General features: G+C 53.5%; 18 protein-coding genes and 1 tRNA gene. 9 read left to right on the top strand and 10 right to left on the bottom strand.

Annotated features, from left to right (window positions below):
* Positions 1 to 4 precede the first annotated feature (4 nt).
* Both nusB and QQ91_RS17690 read right to left on the bottom strand, forming a co-directional pair.
* A complete protein-coding gene (gene nusB / locus QQ91_RS17695; protein ID WP_166276706.1) occupies positions 5 to 649 on the bottom strand; it encodes a transcription antitermination factor NusB in 645 nt (214 codons plus the stop codon).
* A 105-nt stretch (positions 650 to 754) separates the two neighbouring features.
* Positions 755 to 1,318, bottom strand: coding sequence for a hypothetical protein (locus QQ91_RS17690; RefSeq protein ID WP_166276703.1), 564 nt, complete (start codon positions 1,316 to 1,318; stop codon positions 755 to 757).
* A gap of 163 nt (positions 1,319 to 1,481) precedes the next feature.
* Between QQ91_RS17690 and QQ91_RS17685 the strand changes: the two genes are divergently transcribed.
* The 3 genes from QQ91_RS17685 (at position 1,482) to QQ91_RS17675 (ending at position 5,015) form a co-directional block, all read left to right on the top strand.
* The gene (locus QQ91_RS17685) at positions 1,482 to 2,888 is read left to right on the top strand and encodes a folate/biopterin family MFS transporter (RefSeq protein ID WP_166276699.1); all 1,407 of its coding nucleotides are present in this window, start codon (positions 1,482 to 1,484) and stop codon (positions 2,886 to 2,888) included.
* Between the two features lie 78 nt (positions 2,889 to 2,966).
* A complete protein-coding gene (locus tag QQ91_RS17680; RefSeq protein WP_166276696.1) occupies positions 2,967 to 4,463 on the top strand; it encodes a carotenoid oxygenase family protein in 1,497 nt (498 codons plus the stop codon).
* A gap of 78 nt (positions 4,464 to 4,541) precedes the next feature.
* Complete coding sequence (locus QQ91_RS17675; protein ID WP_166276693.1) at positions 4,542 to 5,015, top strand: low molecular weight protein-tyrosine-phosphatase; 474 nt, start codon at positions 4,542 to 4,544, stop codon at positions 5,013 to 5,015.
* A 91-nt stretch (positions 5,016 to 5,106) separates the two neighbouring features.
* Here QQ91_RS17675 and QQ91_RS17670 read toward each other — a convergent pair.
* Both QQ91_RS17670 and rpaB read right to left on the bottom strand, forming a co-directional pair.
* Positions 5,107 to 5,179 (bottom strand) — tRNA-His (locus QQ91_RS17670).
* Between the two features lie 92 nt (positions 5,180 to 5,271).
* The gene (gene rpaB / locus QQ91_RS17665) at positions 5,272 to 6,006 is read right to left on the bottom strand and encodes a response regulator transcription factor RpaB (protein ID WP_166276690.1); all 735 of its coding nucleotides are present in this window, start codon (positions 6,004 to 6,006) and stop codon (positions 5,272 to 5,274) included.
* A 335-nt stretch (positions 6,007 to 6,341) separates the two neighbouring features.
* Here rpaB and radA point away from each other — a divergent pair, with 335 nt between their 5' ends.
* Positions 6,342 to 7,775, top strand: a complete 1,434-nt coding sequence (gene radA, locus QQ91_RS17660) for a DNA repair protein RadA (RefSeq protein ID WP_166276687.1) — start codon at positions 6,342 to 6,344, stop codon at positions 7,773 to 7,775.
* A gap of 246 nt (positions 7,776 to 8,021) precedes the next feature.
* The gene (locus QQ91_RS17655; protein ID WP_166276684.1) at positions 8,022 to 8,579 is read left to right on the top strand and encodes a CBS domain-containing protein; all 558 of its coding nucleotides are present in this window, start codon (positions 8,022 to 8,024) and stop codon (positions 8,577 to 8,579) included.
* 53 nt (positions 8,580 to 8,632) lie between these two features.
* Here QQ91_RS17655 and QQ91_RS17650 read toward each other — a convergent pair whose 3' ends face one another.
* From QQ91_RS17650 to QQ91_RS17625, 6 genes are all read right to left on the bottom strand, one after another.
* The gene (locus QQ91_RS17650; protein ID WP_166276681.1) at positions 8,633 to 8,935 is read right to left on the bottom strand and encodes a hypothetical protein; all 303 of its coding nucleotides are present in this window, start codon (positions 8,933 to 8,935) and stop codon (positions 8,633 to 8,635) included.
* A complete protein-coding gene (locus tag QQ91_RS17645; RefSeq protein WP_166276678.1) occupies positions 8,932 to 10,845 on the bottom strand; it encodes a vanadium-dependent haloperoxidase in 1,914 nt (637 codons plus the stop codon). The genes QQ91_RS17650 and QQ91_RS17645 overlap by 4 nt, the downstream gene beginning before the upstream one ends.
* A 344-nt stretch (positions 10,846 to 11,189) precedes the next feature.
* Positions 11,190 to 11,891, bottom strand: a complete 702-nt coding sequence (locus QQ91_RS17640; protein ID WP_250833391.1) for an amino acid ABC transporter permease — start codon at positions 11,889 to 11,891, stop codon at positions 11,190 to 11,192.
* A gap of 5 nt (positions 11,892 to 11,896) precedes the next feature.
* Positions 11,897 to 12,718, bottom strand: coding sequence for a basic amino acid ABC transporter substrate-binding protein (locus tag QQ91_RS17635; protein WP_201277169.1), 822 nt, complete (start codon positions 12,716 to 12,718; stop codon positions 11,897 to 11,899).
* A 122-nt stretch (positions 12,719 to 12,840) separates the two neighbouring features.
* Positions 12,841 to 13,971, bottom strand: coding sequence for a GUN4 domain-containing protein (locus tag QQ91_RS17630; protein ID WP_166276675.1), 1,131 nt, complete (start codon positions 13,969 to 13,971; stop codon positions 12,841 to 12,843).
* Positions 13,961 to 14,470: a GNAT family N-acetyltransferase gene (locus QQ91_RS17625; protein ID WP_166276672.1), complete on the bottom strand. Its 510-nt coding sequence runs from the start codon at positions 14,468 to 14,470 to the stop codon at positions 13,961 to 13,963. The genes QQ91_RS17630 and QQ91_RS17625 overlap by 11 nt, the downstream gene beginning before the upstream one ends.
* A 418-nt stretch (positions 14,471 to 14,888) precedes the next feature.
* Here QQ91_RS17625 and pglW point away from each other — a divergent pair, with 418 nt between their 5' ends.
* The 4 genes from pglW to QQ91_RS17605 all read left to right on the top strand — a co-directional run.
* Positions 14,889 to 19,112 carry a BREX system serine/threonine kinase PglW gene (gene pglW, locus QQ91_RS17620; RefSeq protein ID WP_166276669.1) on the top strand — a complete coding sequence of 1,408 codons (4,224 nt, stop codon included), beginning with the start codon at positions 14,889 to 14,891 and terminating at the stop codon, positions 19,110 to 19,112.
* Positions 19,113 to 19,159: 47 nt separating this feature from the next.
* Positions 19,160 to 19,828 (top strand): Uma2 family endonuclease, encoded by a 669-nt coding sequence (locus QQ91_RS17615; RefSeq protein WP_166276666.1) that lies wholly within the window; start codon positions 19,160 to 19,162, stop codon positions 19,826 to 19,828.
* A 33-nt stretch (positions 19,829 to 19,861) separates the two neighbouring features.
* Complete coding sequence (gene pglX, locus QQ91_RS17610; RefSeq protein WP_236095939.1) at positions 19,862 to 21,892, top strand: BREX-2 system adenine-specific DNA-methyltransferase PglX; 2,031 nt, start codon at positions 19,862 to 19,864, stop codon at positions 21,890 to 21,892.
* A partial coding sequence (locus QQ91_RS17605; protein ID WP_250833390.1) for a hypothetical protein occupies positions 21,889 to 22,185 on the top strand: 297 nt, incomplete at its 3' end. The genes pglX and QQ91_RS17605, both read left to right, overlap by 4 nt.

Genomic DNA, 22,185 nt, shown 5'->3' with positions numbered 1-22,185 from the left:
GGGGTTAGGTCAAGGGGGAGTCTGAGACGGCAGCCGCTTCGGCCCGTTTCTGGGTGACACGCCGCAAGACTCCGTTAATGAAGCGGTGGCCGTCCTCCGTGCTATACCGCTTCGCCAGTTCAATGGCCTCATTGATGGCAACACGATCGGGAATCTTCAGGAAGTGAATTTCCGCGATCGCCAGCCGCAAAATATTTCGATCAATCTTCGCGAGACGGGAAAGCTGCCAATCCACCAAGGCGTTGGAGAGAATTTCATCGAGCTGCGGACGCTGCTGGCGACAGGTCTTAACCAGGGTATAGGCAAACTCGCGCACTTCAGGTAGGTGAGTCACTTGAATCAGCTCTGGAAGCTCCAGTGTTGCGCCCAAGCGGTTGACGGCGGTTTGGGTGAGAGTAATGGCATCCTTAAGCATTTCCCGAGCGCTGTTGACATCCGTTGCCTTAATCTCGCTTTCCAGGAGGCGATCGCTACTGCGATTAAGATCCGCTGCCGCCGCCTCAAGGGTCTCGCGGATTTCTTCGGATAGGGTGCGAATCGCCGCAGTCATTGCAGCTTCGATTTCTTGAGACTCTGAGAACTGGGCAGCAGCGGACAGTTGTCCAATGCTCAGCAGCGCTAACTCACGGGCAATGCGGCGAGGTTGCATGGCAATAATTTGGCAAGGTTCTGCATAGGGCTCACCGATTGTAACAAGCTTTACGCCCGCACAACCGGGAAGCGGAGTTATCCCCCTAAGGATCTGGGAGAACGCCTATTGACCCTGCAACAGCATGGAGACCACCCAAGCATCGCTCAATCCCAGCAACACACTCGCCCCCAGCAGTAGCCCATACATCCAAACCTGGGCCAGGGGTTTAGACAGTGCTAGATCTACCCCCGTCTCCGCCTGAATTCGGCGCGTCATCGCGGCAAATCCGGCCACGCGCATCGGCAGCAGATAAGCCTGACCAGTGGATTTCAGCAAATAATAAACCAGCCCGCCTTGACCGGTGGATCGCGATCGCACCTCGACAATGTCCTCCCAGGCTAGCCGCCAGCTGGCACGAAACCCTCGGGGAACCCAACGGGGATAGCGCACCTCAATTCCCTGGTCATCAAGATGGACCTGCTCACTGAGGGCACCCAGTAGAGCGATCGCCCCCAAGGCAATGCCCCCTATGGCTAGCCAACCCGAGACAACCTGCTGCTGTTGGAATGCCAGCAGCGGCAGCGGGAAGGTCAAGGTCAGGTAAAACGACCAGAGCGCAGTGGCAATCAGGGGCGAAATTCGAAAGCAAGTGGAGGCACAAGTGAACGTAGTCGAGGAGTCAGCCATAGAAGATGCACCAATCGAAGGAAATAGGAGTCCTGCTCACGGGATTTGTCTCTGCGGAACACAGAAGGATCGGCTCTGACACTCGGAGATTATGCCGACCCCCCATGCCCCCAGAAGAAACAGTCGTTATTATGTAAACATTATCAAATATTAAGTATTATCAATGTTTGTATCGGCCGTCGTCACCGAACAGCTCAAAGCCTATTGCAAAAAAAGCTTGTTGTTTGGTCAAGAGCCTAGCCCTGAACTATTCGCCATTTTATTGGTGTACTTTGTTCAGGGAATTCTGGGCCTGTCTCGACTCGCCGTCAGCTTCTTTTTAAAGGACGACCTGGGGCTGACGCCCGCTCAAGTTTCAGCCCTGATGGGGATTGCAACGGTGCCGTGGGTGATCAAGCCCCTCTATGGATTTTTATCGGACACCTTACCCATCGCTGGGTATCGTCGTCGGTCTTACCTCCTGCTGGCGGGTCTCCTGGGCAGCTTAGCCTGGCTCTATCTGGCCCTCTTTACCCATCATGCCTGGGAGGCTACCCTGGCCATCGCCGGGTCATCCCTGGCCATCGCTATCAGCGACGTCATTGTGGATTCTGTGGTCGTTCAGCGAATTCAGGCCCAACCCCAGGGCAGTGCCGGCGAGTTACAGTCCCTTTGCTGGTCTGCCACGGCCCTGGGGGGGTTGATCACCGCTTACCTGGGAGGAAGTCTGCTCGAAATTTGGAGCCAGCGGACCCTATTTGCCATTACAGCCACCTTCCCGCTCCTGGTTGCCTTGGCCGCCCTGCTGATCCAGGAGCCAAAGGTGCTCCACCGTCTTGAGGCAGCACATCCACGAGAACAAATGAGGCGCCTCCGGGCCGCCCTGACCCAAAAATCAATCCTGCTTCCCGTTGCCTTTCTGTTTCTCTGGCAAGCAACCCCCAGTTCTGAGTCGGCATTCTTTTTCTTCACCACCAACGATTTAGGCTTTAATCCCGAGTTCCTCGGTCGGGTGAGGCTGGTGACCAGCTTCGCGTCGCTCCTGGGGATTTGGGTGTTCCAGCGATTTCTGAAAACCGTCGCCGTGCGGGTGATCTTTTTCTGGAGCACCCTACTGGCGACTGGTCTGGGGATGACCACTTTACTGTTGGTCACCCACGCCAATCGGGAGTTGGGCATTGACGACCGCTGGTTTAGTTTGGGTGACAGCCTAATTTTGACCGTGATGGGTCAGATTGCCTTCATGCCTGTGTTGGTGCTGGCCGCTCGCCTTTGTCCGAAAGGAATTGAGGCTACTATGTTCGCCACCCTCATGGCCCTCAGCAATTTTGCAGGAGTCCTCTCCCATGAGTCCGGGGCGTTACTCATGCATGGGCTAGGCGTGACGGAAACCAACTTTGATCGCCTCTGGCTCCTGGTTCTGATCACCAACTTAACAACGCTCTTGCCCTTGCCCCTACTGCGCTGGCTGCCAGAACAGGTGGACTCCCATGACCTGCCGAGTCCAGGGGAAGCCACCCCACAGGACTCGGCAGTCGCCCCTGCTCTCCCAGAGCAGTCTCTACTGCTCGAACTCAGCTCCGATTCCTAGACCCAGGAAGCTGAGGGCCTAGGAGATCATCCTGGGCTACCCTTTACCCTTTGATCAATCCTCAACCCCCTATTCATCATGACCGCAACTTCCCCCCAACCCAAAACAACCTCATCCCAAACCTCCTACTGTGTCAGCGAATGGCAGGGAGGGCACCGCTCTTTGAAGGAAGAGTACAGCTATTGGATTGACGATATTGAAGGTCAAATTCCAGGGGATCTCAGGGGGACCGTTTTTCGCAATGGTCCAGGACTGCTGGATGTCAATGGCGATCGCCTGCATCATCCCTTTGACGGCGACGGCATGATCTGTGCCTTTAGCTTTCACCAGGGCAAGGCTCACTTTCAGAACCGATTTGTGCGCACCGAGGGCTACCTGGCCGAACAAAAGGCAGGGAGAATTCTGTACCGCGGCGTTTTTGGGACCCAAAAGCCGGGGGGGTGGTTCGCCAATATGTTTGACTTACGCTTTAAAAACATTGCCAACACCAACATCGTTTACTGGGGCAACAAACTGCTTGCCCTTTGGGAAGCCGGAATGCCCCATCGCCTCAACCCAGCCACCCTGGAAACGGAAGGACTCGACAATCTCGGTGGGGTTCTGGGAGACGGACAGCCCTTTTCTGCCCATCCCCGCTTTGACCCCGGCGACGCACAGCATCCCCCACGATTCGTTAACTTCAGCGTTGAATCTGGGCTATCCACCAAGCTGACTGTGTTTGAGTTTGACCTGGGCGGTCAGCTCATCCAGCAATATAGCCATTCCATACCAGGGCTGGGGTTCTTCCACGATTTTGTTCTCACGCCAAACTTCACCCTGTTCTTCCAAAATCCAGTAGTGATGAATCCAATTCCGTTTGTGTTGGGGCTACGCGGCGCGGCACAGTCTCTCCAGTTTTTACCTGACCAACCCACCACCATTTGGATCATTCCCCGCAATGGCAAAGATCCGGTGCAGCGGATCGACACCGAAGCCTGCTTTGTCTTTCATCATGCCAATGCCTTTGAACAGGACCACAAAATCCTGGTGGATTCCGTGTGCTACTCCCACTTTCCAACCCTGGGTCCTGAGGAGGACTATCGCAACGTTAATTTTGACCAGTACCCGGCTGGACAGCTCTATCGCTTTACCCTTGATCTCAATCAACAGCAGGTTTATCGTGACCAGCTTGCGAGCAGGAGCTGCGAGTTTCCGGCCCTGCACCCTCGTTCCATGGGACAAGACTACCGGTACCTTTATTTGGGCGTGACCCATGAGGCCACCGGCAACGCACCGCTCCAAGCCATTCAAAAGCTTGACTTGCGGGCCGATTCCCAGTCCACAGACCCTGCACAGATCTGGAGCGCTGCGCCCTCAGGGTTCATCGGCGAACCACTATTTATACCTAAGGCCCAGACCACTCAAGAGGACGCAGGTTGGGTGCTAACCTTAATCTATGATGGCGCAGCCAACCGCTCAGAACTGGTTATTCTTGACGGAGAAGATCTCAGCCGAGGCGCGATCGCGCGCCTCAAGCTCAAGCACCATATTCCCTACGGCCTACATGGTTGCTATACCCCAGAAACGTTTATCTAAAATTTGTCGATCTAACGGTAGGCTAGACAAAGTCTTGCCCCGACCCCAGTTCCTTGCTATTGATCGCGGATCATCACTATGGCGCAAAAACTTTTATTTGTCTGTCTGGGCAACATCTGCCGATCTCCATCCGCAGAAGGAATTATGAATCATTTGATTCACGCAGCGGGCCTAGAGCGGGAGATTCAATGCGATTCTGCTGGCACCAGCAGCTATCACCTAGGGGAAGCTCCCGACCGACGTATGCAGGCCGCCGCAAAGGAGCGCGGCATCGCCCTGTCCGGTCACAGTCGTCAGTTCGAGAGACAGGACTTTCAGAGATTTGATCTCATTCTGGCCATGGACCGGGACAACCACCGAGATATTCTGCGCTTGGATCCCACAGGGCAGTACCACGCAAAGGTCAAGCTGATGTGTGACTTTTGCATCCATCATCGCGATCAAGAGGTACCCGATCCCTATTATGGCGGCCCCTCTGGCTTTAGCTACGTGATTGACCTCCTCCTCGATGCCTGCGGTGGCCTACTACAGGAGATGCGCGTGAAGGGCTAAAAATTCCTAGCTCAGCACCATGACCGCTCACTGGTGCGTCACGGAGGCCCCACCTGAAACATTTTCCAGGAGGGGTTCATTTTTTATTCAGGGCGGACGATGGGACTCGAACCCACGAATGGTGGAACCACAATCCACTGCCTTAACCTCTTGGCTACGCCCGCCAAGGCCTTTATGACTATAGCACCTAAACTAGACGTTAATCTACCTAGTCTCAGAATCCTGCCTCGCGATCACAAGCCCCTTACCCATCATCTTAGGCAGACTTTTCACCGGGCTCTATAATCCGCTGAAAGAGATATCCTGTGCCCCGAGCGGTCAAGATCAGCTCTGGGTTACTTGGATCTTCTTCTAACTTGGCCCGCAGCCGAGAAATGTGGACATCCACCACTCGTGTATCCACGTGACGCTCTGGCGTATATCCCCAAACCTCCTGGAGAATTTCAGCCCGAGAAAAGGCCTCCCCCGATCGACTGACCAGCAGTTCCAGCAAGCTAAACTCCATGCCCGTCAGCCGGATGCGTTCGTCTCCCTTGTAAACTTGCCGCTTGTTGGTGTCAATGCGCAGGGTGTTGACGTGGATCACGCCGGAGCTGGGAATTCCAGTGGCTCCATTTTTGCTCACTCGCCGCAGCACCGAGCGAATGCGAGCCTCCAGCTCTTTGGGCGAAAATGGCTTAACAACGTAGTCGTCGGCACCTAGCTCTAACCCAGTAATGCGATCGGCCACATCTCCAAGCGCCGTTAGCATGATGATCGGAACGTCTGACTCTTTGCGCAATTCTTGACAGACTCCATACCCATCGAGCTTGGGCATCATCACATCCAACACAACCAAGTCTGGAATCTCATTGTGAAACGTGGTAATTGCTTCTTCACCATCGGCCGCAGTGACGACGTCGTAGCCAATCATGGAGAGTCGAGTTTCGAGGATTCGGCGAATACTGGCTTCGTCATCAACAACCAGAATCCGTTCTTTATAGGTTTCCAATGGACTTTAAACTCCTGATATCGATGAACAGACGGTGATCCAGCAATCCAGATTGGGTATGACGGTTTTTTTCGTTACTTTACAAAAGATGATCGCGATTCAACCTGACATCCCCTCTGGAAACTGCCCTGGAAAACCCGCCGCTTGCCCCATGAGGAGCAGGCTTTCAGAGGGTAATTGCCCTACAACCTATCACCTCTAAGGTGTACAAAGATTAAATTTTAAATCTTTACTATATAAAGTAGCATGACAGAACTTTGGAAAAATCTCGCAAATCTTAATAAAAAAAGGGATTTTACGCCGGACCTCAATTTAAAACTCTCTTAATATTTTTCATGGCAAAACCGCGTACCAAATATGTTTGCAACAGCTGTGGAACCGAAACCGCTCAGTATTTTGGCAGATGCCCGGCCTGCCAGAGTTGGAACACCCTCGTTGAGCAGGTAATGGCGACCTCCTCTCCCAAGGATGGCGCCAGACTGGTGGCCAACCGTCCTGATCAGCGGCGATCGCCGGCCTCCCCTCGCGTCTCTCAAACCCTTTCAGAAATCAGCGATCAAAGGTTTGTGCGCTTTAGTTCGGGCTTTGGAGAACTCGATCGCGTGCTCGGAGGCGGCATTGTGCCGGGATCGCTGGTCCTGGTCGGGGGTGATCCCGGCATTGGAAAGTCGACGTTGCTGCTGCAAATGATGCGCTTTTTAGGATCTGATCGCCGGGTTCTCTATGTCTGCGCTGAAGAATCGGGACAGCAGGTCAAACTCCGTGCCCAGAGACTGGAAAGCGACGCAGGAGATGGTCCGCCACCGGATCCTTCGGACTCGTTATTCCTTCTCCCTGAAACGGATCTAGAAGCCGTATTAAGGGAAATGGAAACCCTCCAGCCCCAGGTGGTGGTCATCGACAGTATCCAGGCGATGTATTTAGCTGCCCTCACCTCGGCGCCAGGATCCGTGGCTCAGGTGCGCGAATGTACCGCCGCCTTAATGAGAGTGGCAAAGCGAGATCACGTCACCCTTTTTGTGGTCGGCCATGTGACCAAGGAGGGAGCCATCGCCGGGCCAAAGGTTCTGGAACATTTGGTGGATACGGTGCTGTATTTTGAGGGCGATCGCTTTGCCAGTCACCGCTTGCTTCGGTCGGTTAAGAACCGCTTTGGTGCCACCCACGAAATTGGCGTCTTTGAAATGCGCGATCGCGGTCTTTCAGAGGTGCCCAATCCCTCCGCCCTATTCCTGGGCGACCGAGACACAGTGGCACCGGGAACCGCCACCATTGTGGCCTGCGAAGGAACCCGGCCCATCGTAGTGGAGTTACAAGCCCTTGTCAGCCCCACCAGCTATCCATCCCCCCGCCGCACCGCCACGGGGATGGAATACAACCGCCTGCTGCAAATCCTGGCGGTACTCGAAAAGCGGCTGGGAATTCCCCTCTCTAAGCTAGATGCCTACGTTGCCTCCTCCGGCGGACTCAGCGTGGCTGAACCAGCCGCCGATCTGGGCGTTGCGGTGGCAGTGGCAGCAAGCTTCCGCGATCGCTTGGTCGATCCCCTGACGGTCATCATTGGGGAAGTGGGGCTCGGGGGACAGGTGCGATCGGTCTCTCAATTGGAGATGCGCCTGAAGGAAGCGCAAAAGCTGGGATTTAAACGCGCCATTGTCCCCCAGGGCCAGGTTCTACCTCCCCTAAATCTGGAGGTCATTCCGGTCGGGAGAGTGGCCGATGCCATTGTGGAGGCCCTCCCCACTCGGCCCGCGCCTGAGGATCGCTGATGGCCAGGATTTGTTCTGGAGAGGTAGGGGTACCCCTATGAACCAGCCGCGATCGCCTCTGCTAGTTCCCAGGGAGCGATCTTCCCGACCCTCTTTCTTGGAAAAATCAATTAATCCTAAGCTTTCGCGAAGGAGGCTAGAGGCTTATCCGATAATAGAGGTAAAGCTTTTCCCTGCTAAGGAGCGCAAGGGATAGCAGGCACGCCCTCTCAACGGAGCTTAAGATCGGAGCTAAGGAGGCTGAAGATGTTACGCGCCCGCGACTTAATGACCGAGAACGTCCTGAGCATTCACAGCAGCGTTACTGTGGCTCAAGCCATTGCCTTAATGCAGATGGAGAACGTGCGATCGCTGATTGTGATTTGCCCAGAAGACTCCTCCAGCCTTGGCATTATCACCGAGCGCGATATTGCCTATCATATTATTGCGCCTCAAGTGGACCCAGAAACGGTGCTCGTTCGTGATATTATGCGCAAACCCTGCATTTGTGCCACACCTGAGCTAACCCTTTCGGAAATTGCCCAGATTTTTGCCGAAACAGGGATCCAAAGAGCACCAGTCATTGAAGGGGACGAGCTGCTGGGAATTATCTCTACCACCGATTTGCTCATGAAGCTGGAGGTCGGTCAGCAGCAGCCCGTTGATCCCCTCTCGCGCAGGATTCAAGAAGCGCTGCGCCATGCTCGCGTTCTACAAAATCCAGAGGAGCGAATGGCCCAGGAAACCGAGATCGCCTGGAATGTTGTTGAAGCCATGGCCCAGGAGACAGCCGCTCCAACACCAGGCGACTGGATGGAGTCCTAGAACCTTTGAGATCCTCTCCACCCAAAGGCTAGACGATATGGGTGGAGAGGATCTCAAGCAAGCCACAATCCTAAGAAAAAGGCCAGCAGCACCACCAGTACAATCGCTCCGACCCACTTCTCAGGGCGATCGAATATCTTAAACAGAAATTTCCACCGCTGATAAAAGGCGTAGAAACTCGGGTGAAGATCTTCACAGTGGGGTTTAGCGCGATCGCGAACTCCATAACTGCTGGAGATAGGCGGTCGCTGGCGGATAATGTGCAACACAGGTTCCGCTCGCCGAGTAGATTCAGCGGCAAGGCGCCCTCGCAGGGGCAAGGGCAAGGGACGGGGGCGGCGGGGAGTAGGATTCATCGCCGTCCAATCCTCACCACATCACCATCAAAGGTGGGAAGGGAGAGCACAAACGGGTCGCTCAGATAGGTCAGGGCCTGCTCTTCCAGAATTCCAATGGCAATAGCTTCGCCCATGCGCAAACTATCGTAGTAATCCGTGAAGTAGTGAACACCCGCCATATTCCGACCGATTGCGATATTGGCTGCCAGTTTATTCAATTCTCCCTCCAGGGTGAGAAACGATCCCGAATGATCTACAACCAGGTTCCCCGCTGGCACACCTTCTCCGGGACCAGGACCAGGTAAATCTGGTGGGCGAAAGGCCACGGGCGTATCCCCACTGGCAAGGCGATGGAACACCACCGCGCCACTGGGGGTTTGCGCTAGGACTGTGCTGGTGTCAAAAAATGCTTTTAGAATCGTGACACAAGCACCGGCCACCGTTGCATGTCCCGCGCCATAGGCAGGGTGCATGGGTGAGCCTTCGGGAAACGCCATGGGCAGGAAATAGGTGCCGGCGCCAGGTCCCGCCGCGATCGCGCCCAGGGTAGTGGTTCCTCCTCCATGATTATTGTCCAGGATTTGCCGAAATGCCCCGATGCCAGAAATCAGCTCTGGCGGAACGGTGGCATTGGACGGCAAGCTACCGGCGGCCCTGAGGCGGTCGAGTTCAAGGCGTGCCGCTAGGGCCTCCGGTCTGAGACGAATATGGTTGTTAAATTTCTGGAAGCGCACCGCCTTCAGCGCGCGGGTCGAGACTTCGGTAACCAGGTTGAGGATGTGGGGACCTCCGTAGAGGGCAAATCCTCCTGCTTGGCGACGAGTTGCGGCACTTCCCGCGGCACCCCCCACGCCAGAAAGATGATCGAAGGCAGGATCAAAGGGAGTCCCCATATCCAGCAAAATCAGACAGGCATTGAGATAGGCTTCATACAGGGCATCGTAATGGACGTAGGTGGCCAGATCCCTCGGGGTTGAAATAAACCGGCGTGGCGGTCGGTTCGGCGACAACACGGCCCCACCATGAGTTGGGCCATAGGTTTCGCGAGGCGGGCGGATCCCTCGCTGAACCTGAACGTAGTCCGTCATGGTGACCATATAGTCTCGTCGAGGTTCAGCAATCGGAACTCGCTGGTCAATGTGCAACGCCCCAAAGTTAATCAACCCTTCGCTGACGGTGCCACCGCCTTCTCCGGCAGCCCCTCGGTTGAGGTCACGATTGCCCATGAGCATAAACTGCGACAGATAAGGGCCAATTTCAACCCCCGGAGAAGCCCCCCGAAAGACGGTTTGCAGATCGAGTTGCCCCATGGCGCTCACTTTTCTAGGCCGACCTTTTTGCTGGGAGATATAGCTCAGAGCATTTAAGCGCGCTAGGGAACCATTTATCAATGCATTGGTCGCCCCTGCCTCAAAATCCTGAAGGGGCTGGTCTCTGAGCAGGGCTAGCTCGTACATTTCCGCCATTTCTAGCACCAACTCGGGGTTGGGCTGGCCCTGGTCATCAAGCAAGGCAGGAGCTGGGGCCATGGTCACCGCTTGAGCATCCGGGCCTTGTAGCTCAAAGGCCGTTCCAGCCGTCGGAGCTTCCCATTGCCGAAAGTTGTCGGTCGGGTTAGGGACCGGATGAACGGCATATCCGCCCCCACTGGGGACCACTTCAAAACGCGCCCCGTGGCGAACCCGCTCGGTAAAGGGATCAATAAACCCTTCGTCAATGGCTCGCCGAAATTCTACAAAGTCTTGCGGATCTTGCAAGAGCCCTGTGTCAGGATTGTGGGGCAGCCCTTTCGTAAAGGACATAAAATACTGCGCCCCAGCATATTTTTGCTCTTCTCCATTGGCCTTTTGATCTGGATGATTGCGACTTCTAGCCAGCTCTGCGGCCTCTAGTCGAACCGCATAAGACTCCTGACGACGATCGCTCATGGATGCCTCCAAAATGAATATCCCCTTAGCAAAGGGTGTTGATAATGCCACGGCAAGGATATTCTCTGGTGGAATTGATGAACTTAAGAATCGAATGCCCTCTCTCCCCCATGGATGCCTGAAAAGTCCAGGGTTGCTTGTGTCAAGGCCTTGAGTTGAGGAGAGTCAGCAATACAGTCTTTCGTTGCGGCGAACACACGTTCCTTGCCTAACCTTACCCTACCGAAATTAGGCAGAGAAGGCCAGTGATTTAAGAAACATCACGGGGTGCGGGTCATCACTGACAGCAGCAGATCACCCCTAGACCTGAATCTATCCTCAGGATACATGGACCGACCGGAAGGCTACCGACTGTTCCGCCGAGAATGAACCGCTGAAGCCGGTGACGTCCAGCGCTCGACCTGGCTCAAAATCTGGGACGTCAGCAGGGTAAGAACTAGATAGATCAGGGCCACAGCGGTGTAAATCTCAAAGGCTCGATAATTTTGGGCCACAATCAGCTGTCCTTCTCGAAACAACTCCTCTAGGCCAATCACTGCCACTAAACTAGTATCTTTGAGCATCGTAATGAGTTCATTGCCTAACGGTGGAATCACTCGCCGCAAGGCTTGGGGAAAGATAACGAAACGCAAAACCTGAAGTGGCCTTAGGCCTAGGGCTTGAGCTGCTTCATGTTGACCTGGCTCAATGGATTGAATTCCCGCCCGCACAATTTCGGCAATGTAGGCGGCACTATTAAGGCTTAGGGCAATCACTCCAGCCACAAAGCGATCAAAGGTCAGCGATGTGTTCCATTGAACCGCGATCGCCGGTAGCCCAAAGTAAATCATAAAGAGCTGCACCAGCAGGGGGGTTCCCCGGAAAAAGTCCACATAGGCGCGGGTGATCCAGCGCAGCGGCACAAATTTAGAGCAGCGGGCAATGCCCAGCAGCGATCCCAAGGCCATCCCCCACAGACCTGACAGCCCCGTCAGGAACAGCGTGGTGACAACCCCCCGAAGCAAAGCCGGTAGGGCATCTATAGTGACAGCCCAAGATTCTGCCACGGTCATTATTCCGATCGCTGGGGCAGGGACTGGGCAGGATCGTAGCGCTCCGGTAGGCTAGGGGGTTGCTCCCCAAACCATTTCTGATAAATCTCGGCATAGGTGCCTGCTTGAATGACGGTTCCCAGTCCGCGATTTAGGGTCTCAAGATACTGAGATTGCTTGGGCAAGGCAATACCATAGAACTCATCGGTAAGCAAGCTGCCTATTACCCTTATGTTGTTGAGCTGACCTGTCTGAATGGCGTACAACGTAACCGGGGCATCGTTAATTACGGCATCCGCATTGCCATTGGCTAACTCCTGGAGGGCCAGCGGTGCTGAATCAAATGTGGAGATCTTGGCATTGGTTACCTCTTGAGCCTTTTTAGCGCCTGTGGTGCCTATCTGCACGGCAATCCGCCGCCCCGCGAGATCTTCTAGGCGTTTGATCTCAGTCTCATCGGAGCGCACCGCGATCGCCAGTCCAGCTTTGAAGTAAGGGCGGCTAAAGGTAACGGTTTTTGACCGTTCCGGGGTAATGGTGATACTGCTAATGGCCGCATCAACGGTACCTGACTGCAGAGCTGGAATGATGCCGTCAAAGGGCAGGCTTTCAAACTGTATCTGCAAGCCTTCAGCCTTGGCAATTGCATTCATCAGATCAATGGAAAAGCCCGTCAGCTGATCTCCTTGCTTAAATTCAAAGGGTGCAAAGGCAGGTTCTGTGGCGACCTTGAGAATTTTAGAGGCCTCCGAGCTGGAGGGTGCTGGGGCACCACAGGCGGCCAAGAGCAGGGTCCCCCCGAGGCTGAGACTAACCCACTGCAAAAACTGCGATCGCTTCATTGCCGATTCTCCCAAAACCCCTGCAAGCTAAATGGTAAATTTAGGGATTCTAGTACAGCAGCGACCGGCGTGCGCTAAAAGTTTGCAACAGTTTGCACTCGTCCGGGGAGGAAGGATTCAGGTCATGGAGGAGGCGAGAACGCTGCCTGCACCTGGGTAAATAACGCCGGTAGATAGCTAAAAAAGCGCTCGTTGCGGAGCTGCATGGCATCCACGGTACAACTACCGCAATGCACTTCCGGGGGGGGAATGGCCACAGATTGGACAACGGCATCGGAAACCCCGGCCCAGGGCAGATGACCCGCCGGTGCTTGCAGCGAATAGGTGAGTTCCGTCTCATTACGCCAGTCGCTGCTGATAAAGTCGGGTTCAGGCCGGGGGCTAGGGATTGTCCAGCCAACGCGATCGCGGAAGGCCAGAACTGCTGCCGTTGGATCCTGGGGGTGCTCCGCCAGGGCTACCTGCCAAAGGCGCAGCTGTACGCTCAGGCCAAACCGTTCATTGCTGGCCGTAAGCCAAGCCTGGTCAATGGCACGAATCAGCGCTGCCGTGGGAGTGGCAGAGGAGGACGAGCTTGGGGAAACCGAATTCGGTGCCAGGAGCCGCCGCGTCTCTCGATCCGCCGCAGCCCAATCCTGGCTGCGCAGGAACTGCTGAAGCGGAACCAGGGTTTGAGTCACCTTTGGGGAGCAACCGCCACTGTTCAGAACTGGCGAGGGGGCAGATTGCGGGATCGCCCCTGCCACGGCGCGGCAAGGAGCGGCCTGGGATCGCACCAATTTCCCCGCCTCTAGGAAGTGTAGAATCTGCATCTGCTGGGGCGGACCTGGGGCGGACTCTAAACTGACGTAGAGACCGTGGACCGAACTGGGGACGCCGTAAAGTCGAGGTCCCGCCTGAGGCTGGCTCCGAAATCTAGTGGTAAAGGGGAGTTGGGAAAAGTCCACGGCGGGGAACTGTTCATCATCCCTCAGAAGAGTCGGATTCAGGAGGGGTCGCAGTTCCCCGCTGGGCATGCGTCGCTGCACCGATAAACTCAAAGTCTTCGTTCCGGAGGATTGAGGGGTCTTTGCGGTACTCTCCGGCACCATTCCCGTGAGCCGATAGAGAAGACTGGTGCCCGAAGCCTGGGGAATCTCTGCCTCGCAACTGAGGCGCAGGGGTGTTGCTTGCACTCGTTGAGGAGAAACAGTGGATGCCAGCAGAGCTAGGGAGCTGCTGGTCACCGTCAGTGCGATGGTCTTAATCTGCATGATTCGCTGAGTCAACCCCAAGCCGTTTTTCTAGAAAAATCGCCTGCCCCATGGCCGGATCCAGCTCATAGGCCTGGAAGCCGAATTTGGTATAGGCCCCTCGGGCGGCGGTGTTCCCCTGTAAAACCTCAAGGGTGAGCTTACAACAACCGCGGGCGATCGCTTCTTGTTCAACGTGAGCCAGGAGGAGTTGGCTGATGCCTTGCCCTCGATAGTCAGGATGCACAATGAGATCGTGGATATTCAGCAGAGGACGACAGCGAAAGGTAGAAAATCCCTGAAAACAGTTCACCACCCCCACGGCCATCGCCTCAGCATAGGCTAAAGCAGAAAAGGCATGGGAAATATTCGATAACTGTTGGGCCAGTGAGGCCTGCACCTGCAGCGACAGCGGCTGCCCTCCACCCGATGGGCTGGAGGCATAGAGATTCATCAGAGTGACGAGATCGCGCTGATGTTGAGGATCGTCGTAATCCACTCGTTGCAAAGCGATGGACATCGGTGGTACGGCTGTTGGCTAGTTTCAAAACATTCTAGGAGATCCACCACACCTCCGATGACCCCACCGATATCACCTGGCAAGCCCTCCAACACCACGACTGGCTTAAAACCGTCGAAATCCTCGCCATCCCCCAACCAAGCATTCTGGGGCCGAATTGCAATCGCGGCGCAAATCCATGCGAGATTTTCCTGAAACCGCTGCAGGGGAGAGGACGCAAACCACATCAAGCGATCGGGCGTTGAGGAGTCAGTGAGAATTCGAGGAGTTTTCGAATGGTGCTGGGTGGAGGCCGATCAGCAAAACAATATGTCTCCTCGTCGCAAATAAGCGATAATTTTGTTGCTTGAGGGGATAGTACTGATTATTCGGTAGGAGAATATTTCTTGCAGCTATCTTTCATTGGATGCTGGGGTTTATGAACACGTTAAAGAACTGGATTACCATAGCAGAGTCGAATTTTGCCCACGAGCGGGAAGCCTTAGACTTTATTCGGCAACAGTTTCCAAATTCAGATCGCTACAGAGCTTGGTCGAATTTTGAGTTTATTGCTCCAGATGGCTCCATCAACGAGGTTGATCTCCTTGTCTTTACACCCCAAGGACTGTTTTTGATTGAAATCAAAAGTCGTCCCGGTGTCCTATCAGGGGATGCTGGAACATGGATTTGGGAGAATAACGGCAAAATTTTTACCCGCGATAACCCAATCAAACTGACAAATTTAAAGGCGAAGCGCCTCAGGTCACTTCTGGCTTCACAGCGAGCATATAAAGGTGGAAAAAGTGTTCCGTATATTGATGCGTTAGTCTTTCTATCGGCAGAGAAATTGCAGTTGCAGCTTTCTGCTGAGTCCCGCTATCGTCTTTGCCTTCGCGATCGCCCTCCATCAGAGGATCAAAGTGAACGCTCAGGGATTATGGCAGCCATTTTGAGTCGTGATTGTTTGGGGTTAAGGGCCTCTAATTTTGTCTACGGTCGTCCTCATCTCAAGCTTGTCAGTCAGGCGATGGAACAGGCAGGCATTCGACCCTCGCAAAAGTCCCGACGAGTCAGTGACTATATTTTGGGCGATGTTATTGCTGAGGGATTAAGATACCAGGATTGGTCAGCAAAACATGCTCAGGTTGAAAATAATACTCGTCGCATCAGATTTTACCTGGTTCGCAAGGAGGCTTCCAAAGAAGATAGGGAGATTATTGAGCGTGCAGCAAAGCGAGAATTTCAGCTTTTGGAATCTTTGCAGCACCCTGGAATTATTCGCGCCTACGGCTTAAGCGAGCATGAGTTAGGGCCAGCTTTAACTTTAGAGCATCACGCGGGCGAAATTCGTTTAGATCACTATTTAGCCCAGCGATCGCAGCCTTTGGAAATTGATGCCTCATTAGATTTAATTCGGCAAATTGCGGAGGCGATACGGTTTGCCCATGGTCAACGGGTGATTCATCGCGGATTAACGCCAAAAAGTATCTTGTTGATAGAGTCAAAAAATGGTTCTCTCAAGATCAAAATTAGCAATTGGCAATTGGGGTATCGCGCGGGCTCGTCCTTGGCAGGAGCGAACCATGAGGTGACCGCAACCTCCCATATTGATAGGTTGGTGGAGGATGCTGACACTGCTTTTCTACCACCAGAAGCTTTAAATGATTCCGATTTTATCGGAGAGCACCTGGATATTTTTTCCCTGGGGGCGATCGCATTTTTTCTGTTTACGGGGCAGCCGCCTGCGGCCAATGGTTTCGAGCTGACTCAAAAGCTACGAGAAACCAATGGCTTGCAAATAAGCTCCGTACTCAATGGGACGCCAGAAAGTTTGCAAGATCTGATTCTGGAAAGCACACGTCCGAACGTGGATGATCGGATCGAGACAGTGGCAGATTTTTTAGCCCTATTGGATGAAGTTGAGCAAGCATTGACTGAGCCAGAGCACGTTCTGGTGGATAACCCCAATGAGGCACAACAGGGAGATATCCTGGAGGGCAATTTTGAAATTCTCAAGCGGTTAGGGCAGGGAGCCTGCTCTATTGTTTTTCTTGTGAGTCAGGGGGAACACGAGTATGTACTCAAGGTTGCCAACGATCCAGAACATAATGAGCGATTGCAGAAGGAAGGTGAAGTGCTCTCAAGTCTTCGTCATTCCCATATCGTGGATTTCCAAGGCGTGGTTCAAGTGGGAAATCGTTATGGCCTTTTACTACAACCCGTCTTAGTCGATCGTGAAAAGCGACGGATTGAGACCCTTGGGCAACGATTAAGAAAGGAAGGGCCGTTACGAATCGACATGCTGCAGCGGTTTGGGGAGGACTTGCTGGGTGTTGTTAATTTTCTCGATGAGCAGGGTGAAAAGCACCGAGATATTAAACCCGACAATATCGTAATAGGCCAAGTGGGAAGAGGGGATAAGCTTCATCTGGTTTTATTTGATTTTTCGCTTTCTGGAACTCCTTTAGACAATATTAAGGCTGGTACAACCGGATATCTCGATCCACTCCTAGGATTACGCCAGCCTCCTCAGTGGGATTTATACGCTGAGCGATATGCGGCTGCGGCAACCTTATACGAAATGGCAACGGGAACCCTACCGATTTGGGGCGATGGTGTCAGTGATCCCTCCTTTTTGGATTGTGAAATTACTCTGGAGCCGGAGCGGTTTGATGTGGCGTTGAGGGAGTCGTTGACATCATTTTTTGAGACAGCCTTCAGACGCCAAATCGAAGCGCGATTTGACAATTCGGAGGAAATGCTATGGGCATGGCGACAGTGTTTTGAGGGGATCGAGGAACCGGGTGCGTTTCTAGAGACTGAGGATGAGGCGGATCTGGAAAGTCGATTAGCTGAGGTAACGTTTGAGACGACCATTTTAGAGTTGGGGTTGGGGTCGCGGGCACTAAATGCGTTGGATTTAATCAATGTTTTAAGCGTGAAAAACCTGTTAAAAATGCCGCCCCGTAAGTTACAACGATTGCGAGGAGTCGGGAATAAAACCCGTCGTGAAATTTTGGCGGTGACTAAGGTGTTGCGCAAGCGATTAGGAACACCAACGCTGAGTGATTTTGGGGGTGAAACCTCGGAGTCTGATTTGGGTCTGTTAGAAGCGACTGGACGGTGGAGTGTCGATCGCCTGCTTCAAAAAGTGACAAAGCCCACCAGTGATAACAGTGAGGTGGCTGCTCAGGTCTTGGAGATAATGCTGGGATTAAAGGTTGAATGGGTTGATGTTTGGCCAAATCCAACAACTGTGGCCCTCCGGCTCAAGCAGCGGCAAAAACAAATCGAAAGTCTATGGACAAAATTTCAGCGTCGATGGGCAAAAACACCTGCCATTACCAATCTGCGTGAGGATGTACTTAAGATTGTGCAGCAATCGAGTGGGGTGATGGAGTTAGAAGAATTAGCGTTAGCTCTGCTGATTGATCGAGGGGCGTTAACAGCCGATCCTCAACTGCGGATCCAGCAGGCAAAGGCGCTTGTGCGAATTGCGGTTGAGGTGGAAGGAACTTTGGTGAATCCAAAGTTTGTGGCGCGTCGGGTCGCTGCCCGAGTGCTGATTGGGCTGGATAAGGACTGGATTGCCTACGGATGTCGATTGGCTGAGCAAGCGGATCAATTAGCCCAAGCGGATCCATTAGTGTCACCGGAGCGGGCGATCGAAATGCTTCAGGAGATTGAGGTACCGGGTGAGGGGGGTCCATTACCGGAGCGACGGTTGTTGCAAGCGGCGGCGGCAGTTGCTCAGAATGCAGCGTTGTCAAGTCGGCAGGAATTATATCCGCGTGGGATGGAGGCAGAGCGAGCATTGCGGCTGTCTCAAGGAGCGCTTTATGGGGTGCAGTCATTAACGGTCCAGCAGGTGAAGGATCGGATTAGTGGTCGCTACCCAGAGGCGGAGGATTTACCCGCGCGTCCTGCTTTGGACGGTCTGCTCCAACAATTTATTCCGGCGTTGGTTTGGGATGCGGCCCGAGGGGTTTATATGAATCAAGTGCAGGATTTTTCTTCGTTGAGCAGCAGTACAAGTTTTGCTCGGGTGCAGACCGGGGCGTTTTCTAACACAGGGCAGGAAATGACAGTGGAGGAAGCTGATGCTCGGGTGTTGGAGGAGCGGCTGCAACGGGGAATTCAGGACGGTTCATTTTTGGCATTGCTGGTTAATCCTAAACGGTATCAAAGGGCTAAGGAGGAAATTTGTTCTCGCTTTCCGGTGCAGGTTGTGGATTTTGAAGCGATGCTGTTAAACGCCCTTCGACAGGTTGCGGATCAGGCTAGGGTGAATTGGGAGTTGGTGGTCCAGACCGATGCCAAGCCTCATCAGGGAGACTGGGATAAGCTGATGTTGTTGGTGGGGCGAGCAATGCCCTTGGTGGAGGCTGAGTTGTTGAAGGCTAAGCAAACGATTTTGATGATTTATCCGGGTTTGTTGGCTCGATATGATCAGATAACGATGTTAGAGAGGTTGCGGGAGAAGGTGGGCCGAGATGATGGAATTCCGGGGCTTTGGCTATTGCTACCCAATGAGCAGCAGGCGACGATTGATGGGCAGGCGGTGCCGTTGTTGAGTCCGGGACAGCGGGCAAAAATTACGGAGGCGTGGTTAGCCAATCGTCATCGGGCGGAACTCTCTTCACAGGTCGATTTTCAGAGCTAGATTTTTGCGTGACTCGCATACTGGAGGAAGAAGGAGGGACAGCTGCGATGGCCATAACCTTAGCGACGCCGATTGATGAAATTGAATTAGCGCCTGGGAGTGCGATTCGGCTCAAGGATGTGAGCTGGGAGCGATACCTATTGCTGTTGGAGGAGCTGGGGGAGAGTCGGGCGACTCGTTTGATGTTTTGTGATGGGGTGGTGGAGATTCGGATGCCGGGGCAGCTACATGAGGCAATCAATCGGGTTTTAGCAGCGATTATTGCGACTTTGGCAGAAGTTTTAGATTTAGAGTTTAATAATTTGGGTTCAGCACGGTTGAATCGTACGGATTTGGCGAAGGGGATTGAGCCAGACAGTTGCTTTTATATTCAGCAGGCGCAGGCGGGTCAAGGCATGGTGATGGAGACAGATTTACCGCCGGATTTGGCGGTGGAGGTGGATATTGCCAGCGGTTCGGCGCAAAAGTTGGCGATTTATGCGGCGATGGGGGTGTCCGAAATCTGGCTATATCGGCAGGGACAGCTCTCGATTCAGGTTTTGCAGGCTGAGGGGGGCTATGGGGAGGCAGAACAAAGTGTGGCGTTTCCGGTGGTGAGTGTAGCGCTATTGAATGAGTGGCTGGAGCTACGGAAGACGGGGACGGATTTGACGGTGATTCGAGCGGTACGTTCGGCCCTCACCCCAAACCCCTCTCCCGAGGGAGAGGGGCTTTAGAGACAAATGTTTTTTATTTTTGATTGAGTTTTTATGATTGATCGCGGTCTTTTACTTTCGGATCTCCAGAAGTTACTGGGGCAGCTTGAATCTGATTTGGCAGCACGGAGTGATTTATCGGAGTTGCCGGAGGTTCGTGATGCTCTGAAAGAGGAGTATGCGCGGGCGCGGGTGGCGGCGCGGACGGCGTTTAGTTATGAAGACTGGCGGTCTGATTATGCGACTCAGGTGGCGGTGGCTTGGGTCTTGGGGGCGGTGTTTGCTCGGTTTCTGGAGGATAATGAGCTGGTTTCATTGCCACGGTTGGCGGGGCCGGGGGAGCGCTTGCAGCGATCGCGGGATGAGCATGAGCTATATTTTCGGGCGCATCCGACCGAGACGGATCGGGAGTATTTACTGGATGTGTTTCGAGAGCTGGGCAAGCTACCGGGGATGGGGGCGATCTTTTGGGATTACAGTCCGGTATTTGAGTTGCCGAATTGGTTGAGTGGGGATGCGGCGGGGGAGTTGTTGCAGTTTTTCCAGAGGATTGACCCGGAGACGGGGGCGTTGGTGCATGATTTTACGGATGAGGGTTGGGATACGCGGTTTTTAGGGGATTTGTATCAGGATTTATCGGAGTCGGCGCGGAAGCGATATGCGTTGTTACAGACACCGATTTTTGTGGAGGAGTTTATTCTAGATCGGACGTTGGATCCGGCGATTGAGGAGTTTGGGCTGGATGAGTTTCGGATGATTGATCCGGCTTGTGGGAGTGGGCACTTTTTGTTGAGGGCGTTTGAGCGGATTTTGGATCGGTGGTTACGTCGGGAGCCGGGGGGGAATGTGCGGCATTTGGCGCAGCGGGCGTTGGATGCGGTGCATGGGGTGGATGTGAATCCCTATGCGATTGCGATCGCTCGGTTTCGGTTACTGTTGGCGGCAATGAAGGCAAGTGGGATTGAGGCGTTGAGGAATGCGCCGGGGTTTAAGTTTAAGTTGGCCTGTGGGGATTCGTTGCTGCATGGGGAGGGGAGTCAGTTGGTGATGGGGGATTGGGCCCCGATGGCCCATCATTTCCGGGGGGAGGATATTGGGGCGCTGAATGGAATTTTGAAGACGGGGTTTTATCATGCGGTGGTGGCGAACCCGCCGTATATTGTGCCGAAGGATAAGGCGTTAAATGCGGCCTATCGAGAGCGATATGAAGCTTGTTATCGTCAGTATTCGCTGGCGGTGCCGTTTATGGAGCGGATTTTTAAGCTGGCGGTGCCTGGAGGGTTTACGGGGCAGATTACCGCAAACTCGTTTATGAAGCGGGAGTTTGGGAAAAAGCTGATTGAGACGTTTTTCCCGAAAGTAGATTTAACCCATGTGATTGATACGAGTGGGGCTTATATTCCTGGGCATGGAACGCCGACGGTGATTTTATTTGGGCGGAATCGATCGCCTGTGGCAAGTGTGATTCGGACTGTGATGGGGATTCGGGGAGAACCGAGTACACCTGAAAAGGCGGAGAATGGTTTGGTTTGGTCAGCAATTAAAAGTCAGATTGATCTTGAAGGATCTGAAAGTGATTTTATTAGTGTTGCCGACTCTCAGCGAGAATTATTTCATCAACATCCTTGGTCAATTGGCGGTGGTGGTGCCTCTGACTTAAAAGAGCTTCTGGAAAGTAACACGAAACATCGTCTTTCTGACATGATTGAATCCCCGGTAGGGCGGGCTGTCAGAATTGGTGAAGAAGAGAGCTTTATTTTTACTCAGACTCGAAAGCAGAATAGTTTGTGCCCTGAATGTGAATTTCGAGCCTATTTAATTGGAGAAAATCTTCGGGACTGGTCATTAAATTGTCATACCTGGGTTTGGTATCCCTATCAAACAGGACGTGATGAATCCAACATGCTCAGGCATCTATGGATATGGCGTACTTCTCTTGCCAATCGTTCGACTTTTCAGGGTGTTATGGCTGATGCTGGGCTTGAGTGGTTTGATTATATGCAACAGCAACTTCTCAATAACAGTTGGGGAAGTGATCACCAGGGGTTGCCAAAAGTGTCAAACTCTGGTCTAACAGAGAGATGAGTCTTGATAACCCGACATTCCCAAACAAAAGCCTCTCTGCCATTAACGGAGAGGAGGAGTTGCGTCGGCTAGTCCGTGAGCAGCAGGAAACGATTCGAGCGTTACGCCAAACTATTGAAACGATGGGTCTGCAGCTGAAACAGCAGCAAGAGCGGATTGAACAGTTGGAAACAGAGCTCAAGACGCACAAGAAGCTCAACAAGCGACCGAAAATCACAGCCAGTCGTCTGAATGACTCGAAGTCAACGGGTAAAGAAAAGTCGGGGCAAAAGCGACCGGGCTCAGGCAAGGTG

It is taken from the genome of Lyngbya confervoides BDU141951, assembly GCF_000817775.3.
Classification (GTDB): domain Bacteria; phylum Cyanobacteriota; class Cyanobacteriia; order Thermosynechococcales; family Thermosynechococcaceae; genus Lyngbya; species Lyngbya confervoides.
Note: the sequence above shows the minus strand (reverse complement) of the source record. Positions and strands in the feature narration are given on the sequence as shown.

Bases quoted from the DNA above. Each gene is read 5' to 3' on its own strand.
- pglW (WP_166276669.1), top strand. From the start codon at position 14,889: ATGAACACGTTAAAGAACTGGATTACCATAGCAGAGTCGAATTTTGCC.
- QQ91_RS17615 (WP_166276666.1), top strand. From the start codon at position 19,160: ATGGCCATAACCTTAGCGACGCCGATTGATGAAATTGAATTAGCGCCT.
- QQ91_RS17645 (WP_166276678.1), bottom strand. From the start codon at position 10,845: ATGAGCGATCGTCGTCAGGAGTCTTATGCGGTTCGACTAGAGGCCGCA.
- QQ91_RS17655 (WP_166276684.1), top strand. From the start codon at position 8,022: ATGTTACGCGCCCGCGACTTAATGACCGAGAACGTCCTGAGCATTCAC.
- QQ91_RS17630 (WP_166276675.1), bottom strand. From the start codon at position 13,971: ATGCAGATTAAGACCATCGCACTGACGGTGACCAGCAGCTCCCTAGCT.
- radA (WP_166276687.1), top strand. From the start codon at position 6,342: ATGGCAAAACCGCGTACCAAATATGTTTGCAACAGCTGTGGAACCGAA.
- QQ91_RS17625 (WP_166276672.1), bottom strand. From the start codon at position 14,470: ATGTCCATCGCTTTGCAACGAGTGGATTACGACGATCCTCAACATCAG.
- pglX (WP_236095939.1), top strand. From the start codon at position 19,862: ATGATTGATCGCGGTCTTTTACTTTCGGATCTCCAGAAGTTACTGGGG.
- QQ91_RS17635 (WP_201277169.1), bottom strand. From the start codon at position 12,718: ATGAAGCGATCGCAGTTTTTGCAGTGGGTTAGTCTCAGCCTCGGGGGG.
- QQ91_RS17650 (WP_166276681.1), bottom strand. From the start codon at position 8,935: ATGAATCCTACTCCCCGCCGCCCCCGTCCCTTGCCCTTGCCCCTGCGA.
- QQ91_RS17680 (WP_166276696.1), top strand. From the start codon at position 2,967: ATGACCGCAACTTCCCCCCAACCCAAAACAACCTCATCCCAAACCTCC.
- QQ91_RS17685 (WP_166276699.1), top strand. From the start codon at position 1,482: ATGTTTGTATCGGCCGTCGTCACCGAACAGCTCAAAGCCTATTGCAAA.
- nusB (WP_166276706.1), bottom strand. From the start codon at position 649: ATGCAACCTCGCCGCATTGCCCGTGAGTTAGCGCTGCTGAGCATTGGA.
- QQ91_RS17690 (WP_166276703.1), bottom strand. From the start codon at position 1,318: ATGGCTGACTCCTCGACTACGTTCACTTGTGCCTCCACTTGCTTTCGA.
- QQ91_RS17675 (WP_166276693.1), top strand. From the start codon at position 4,542: ATGGCGCAAAAACTTTTATTTGTCTGTCTGGGCAACATCTGCCGATCT.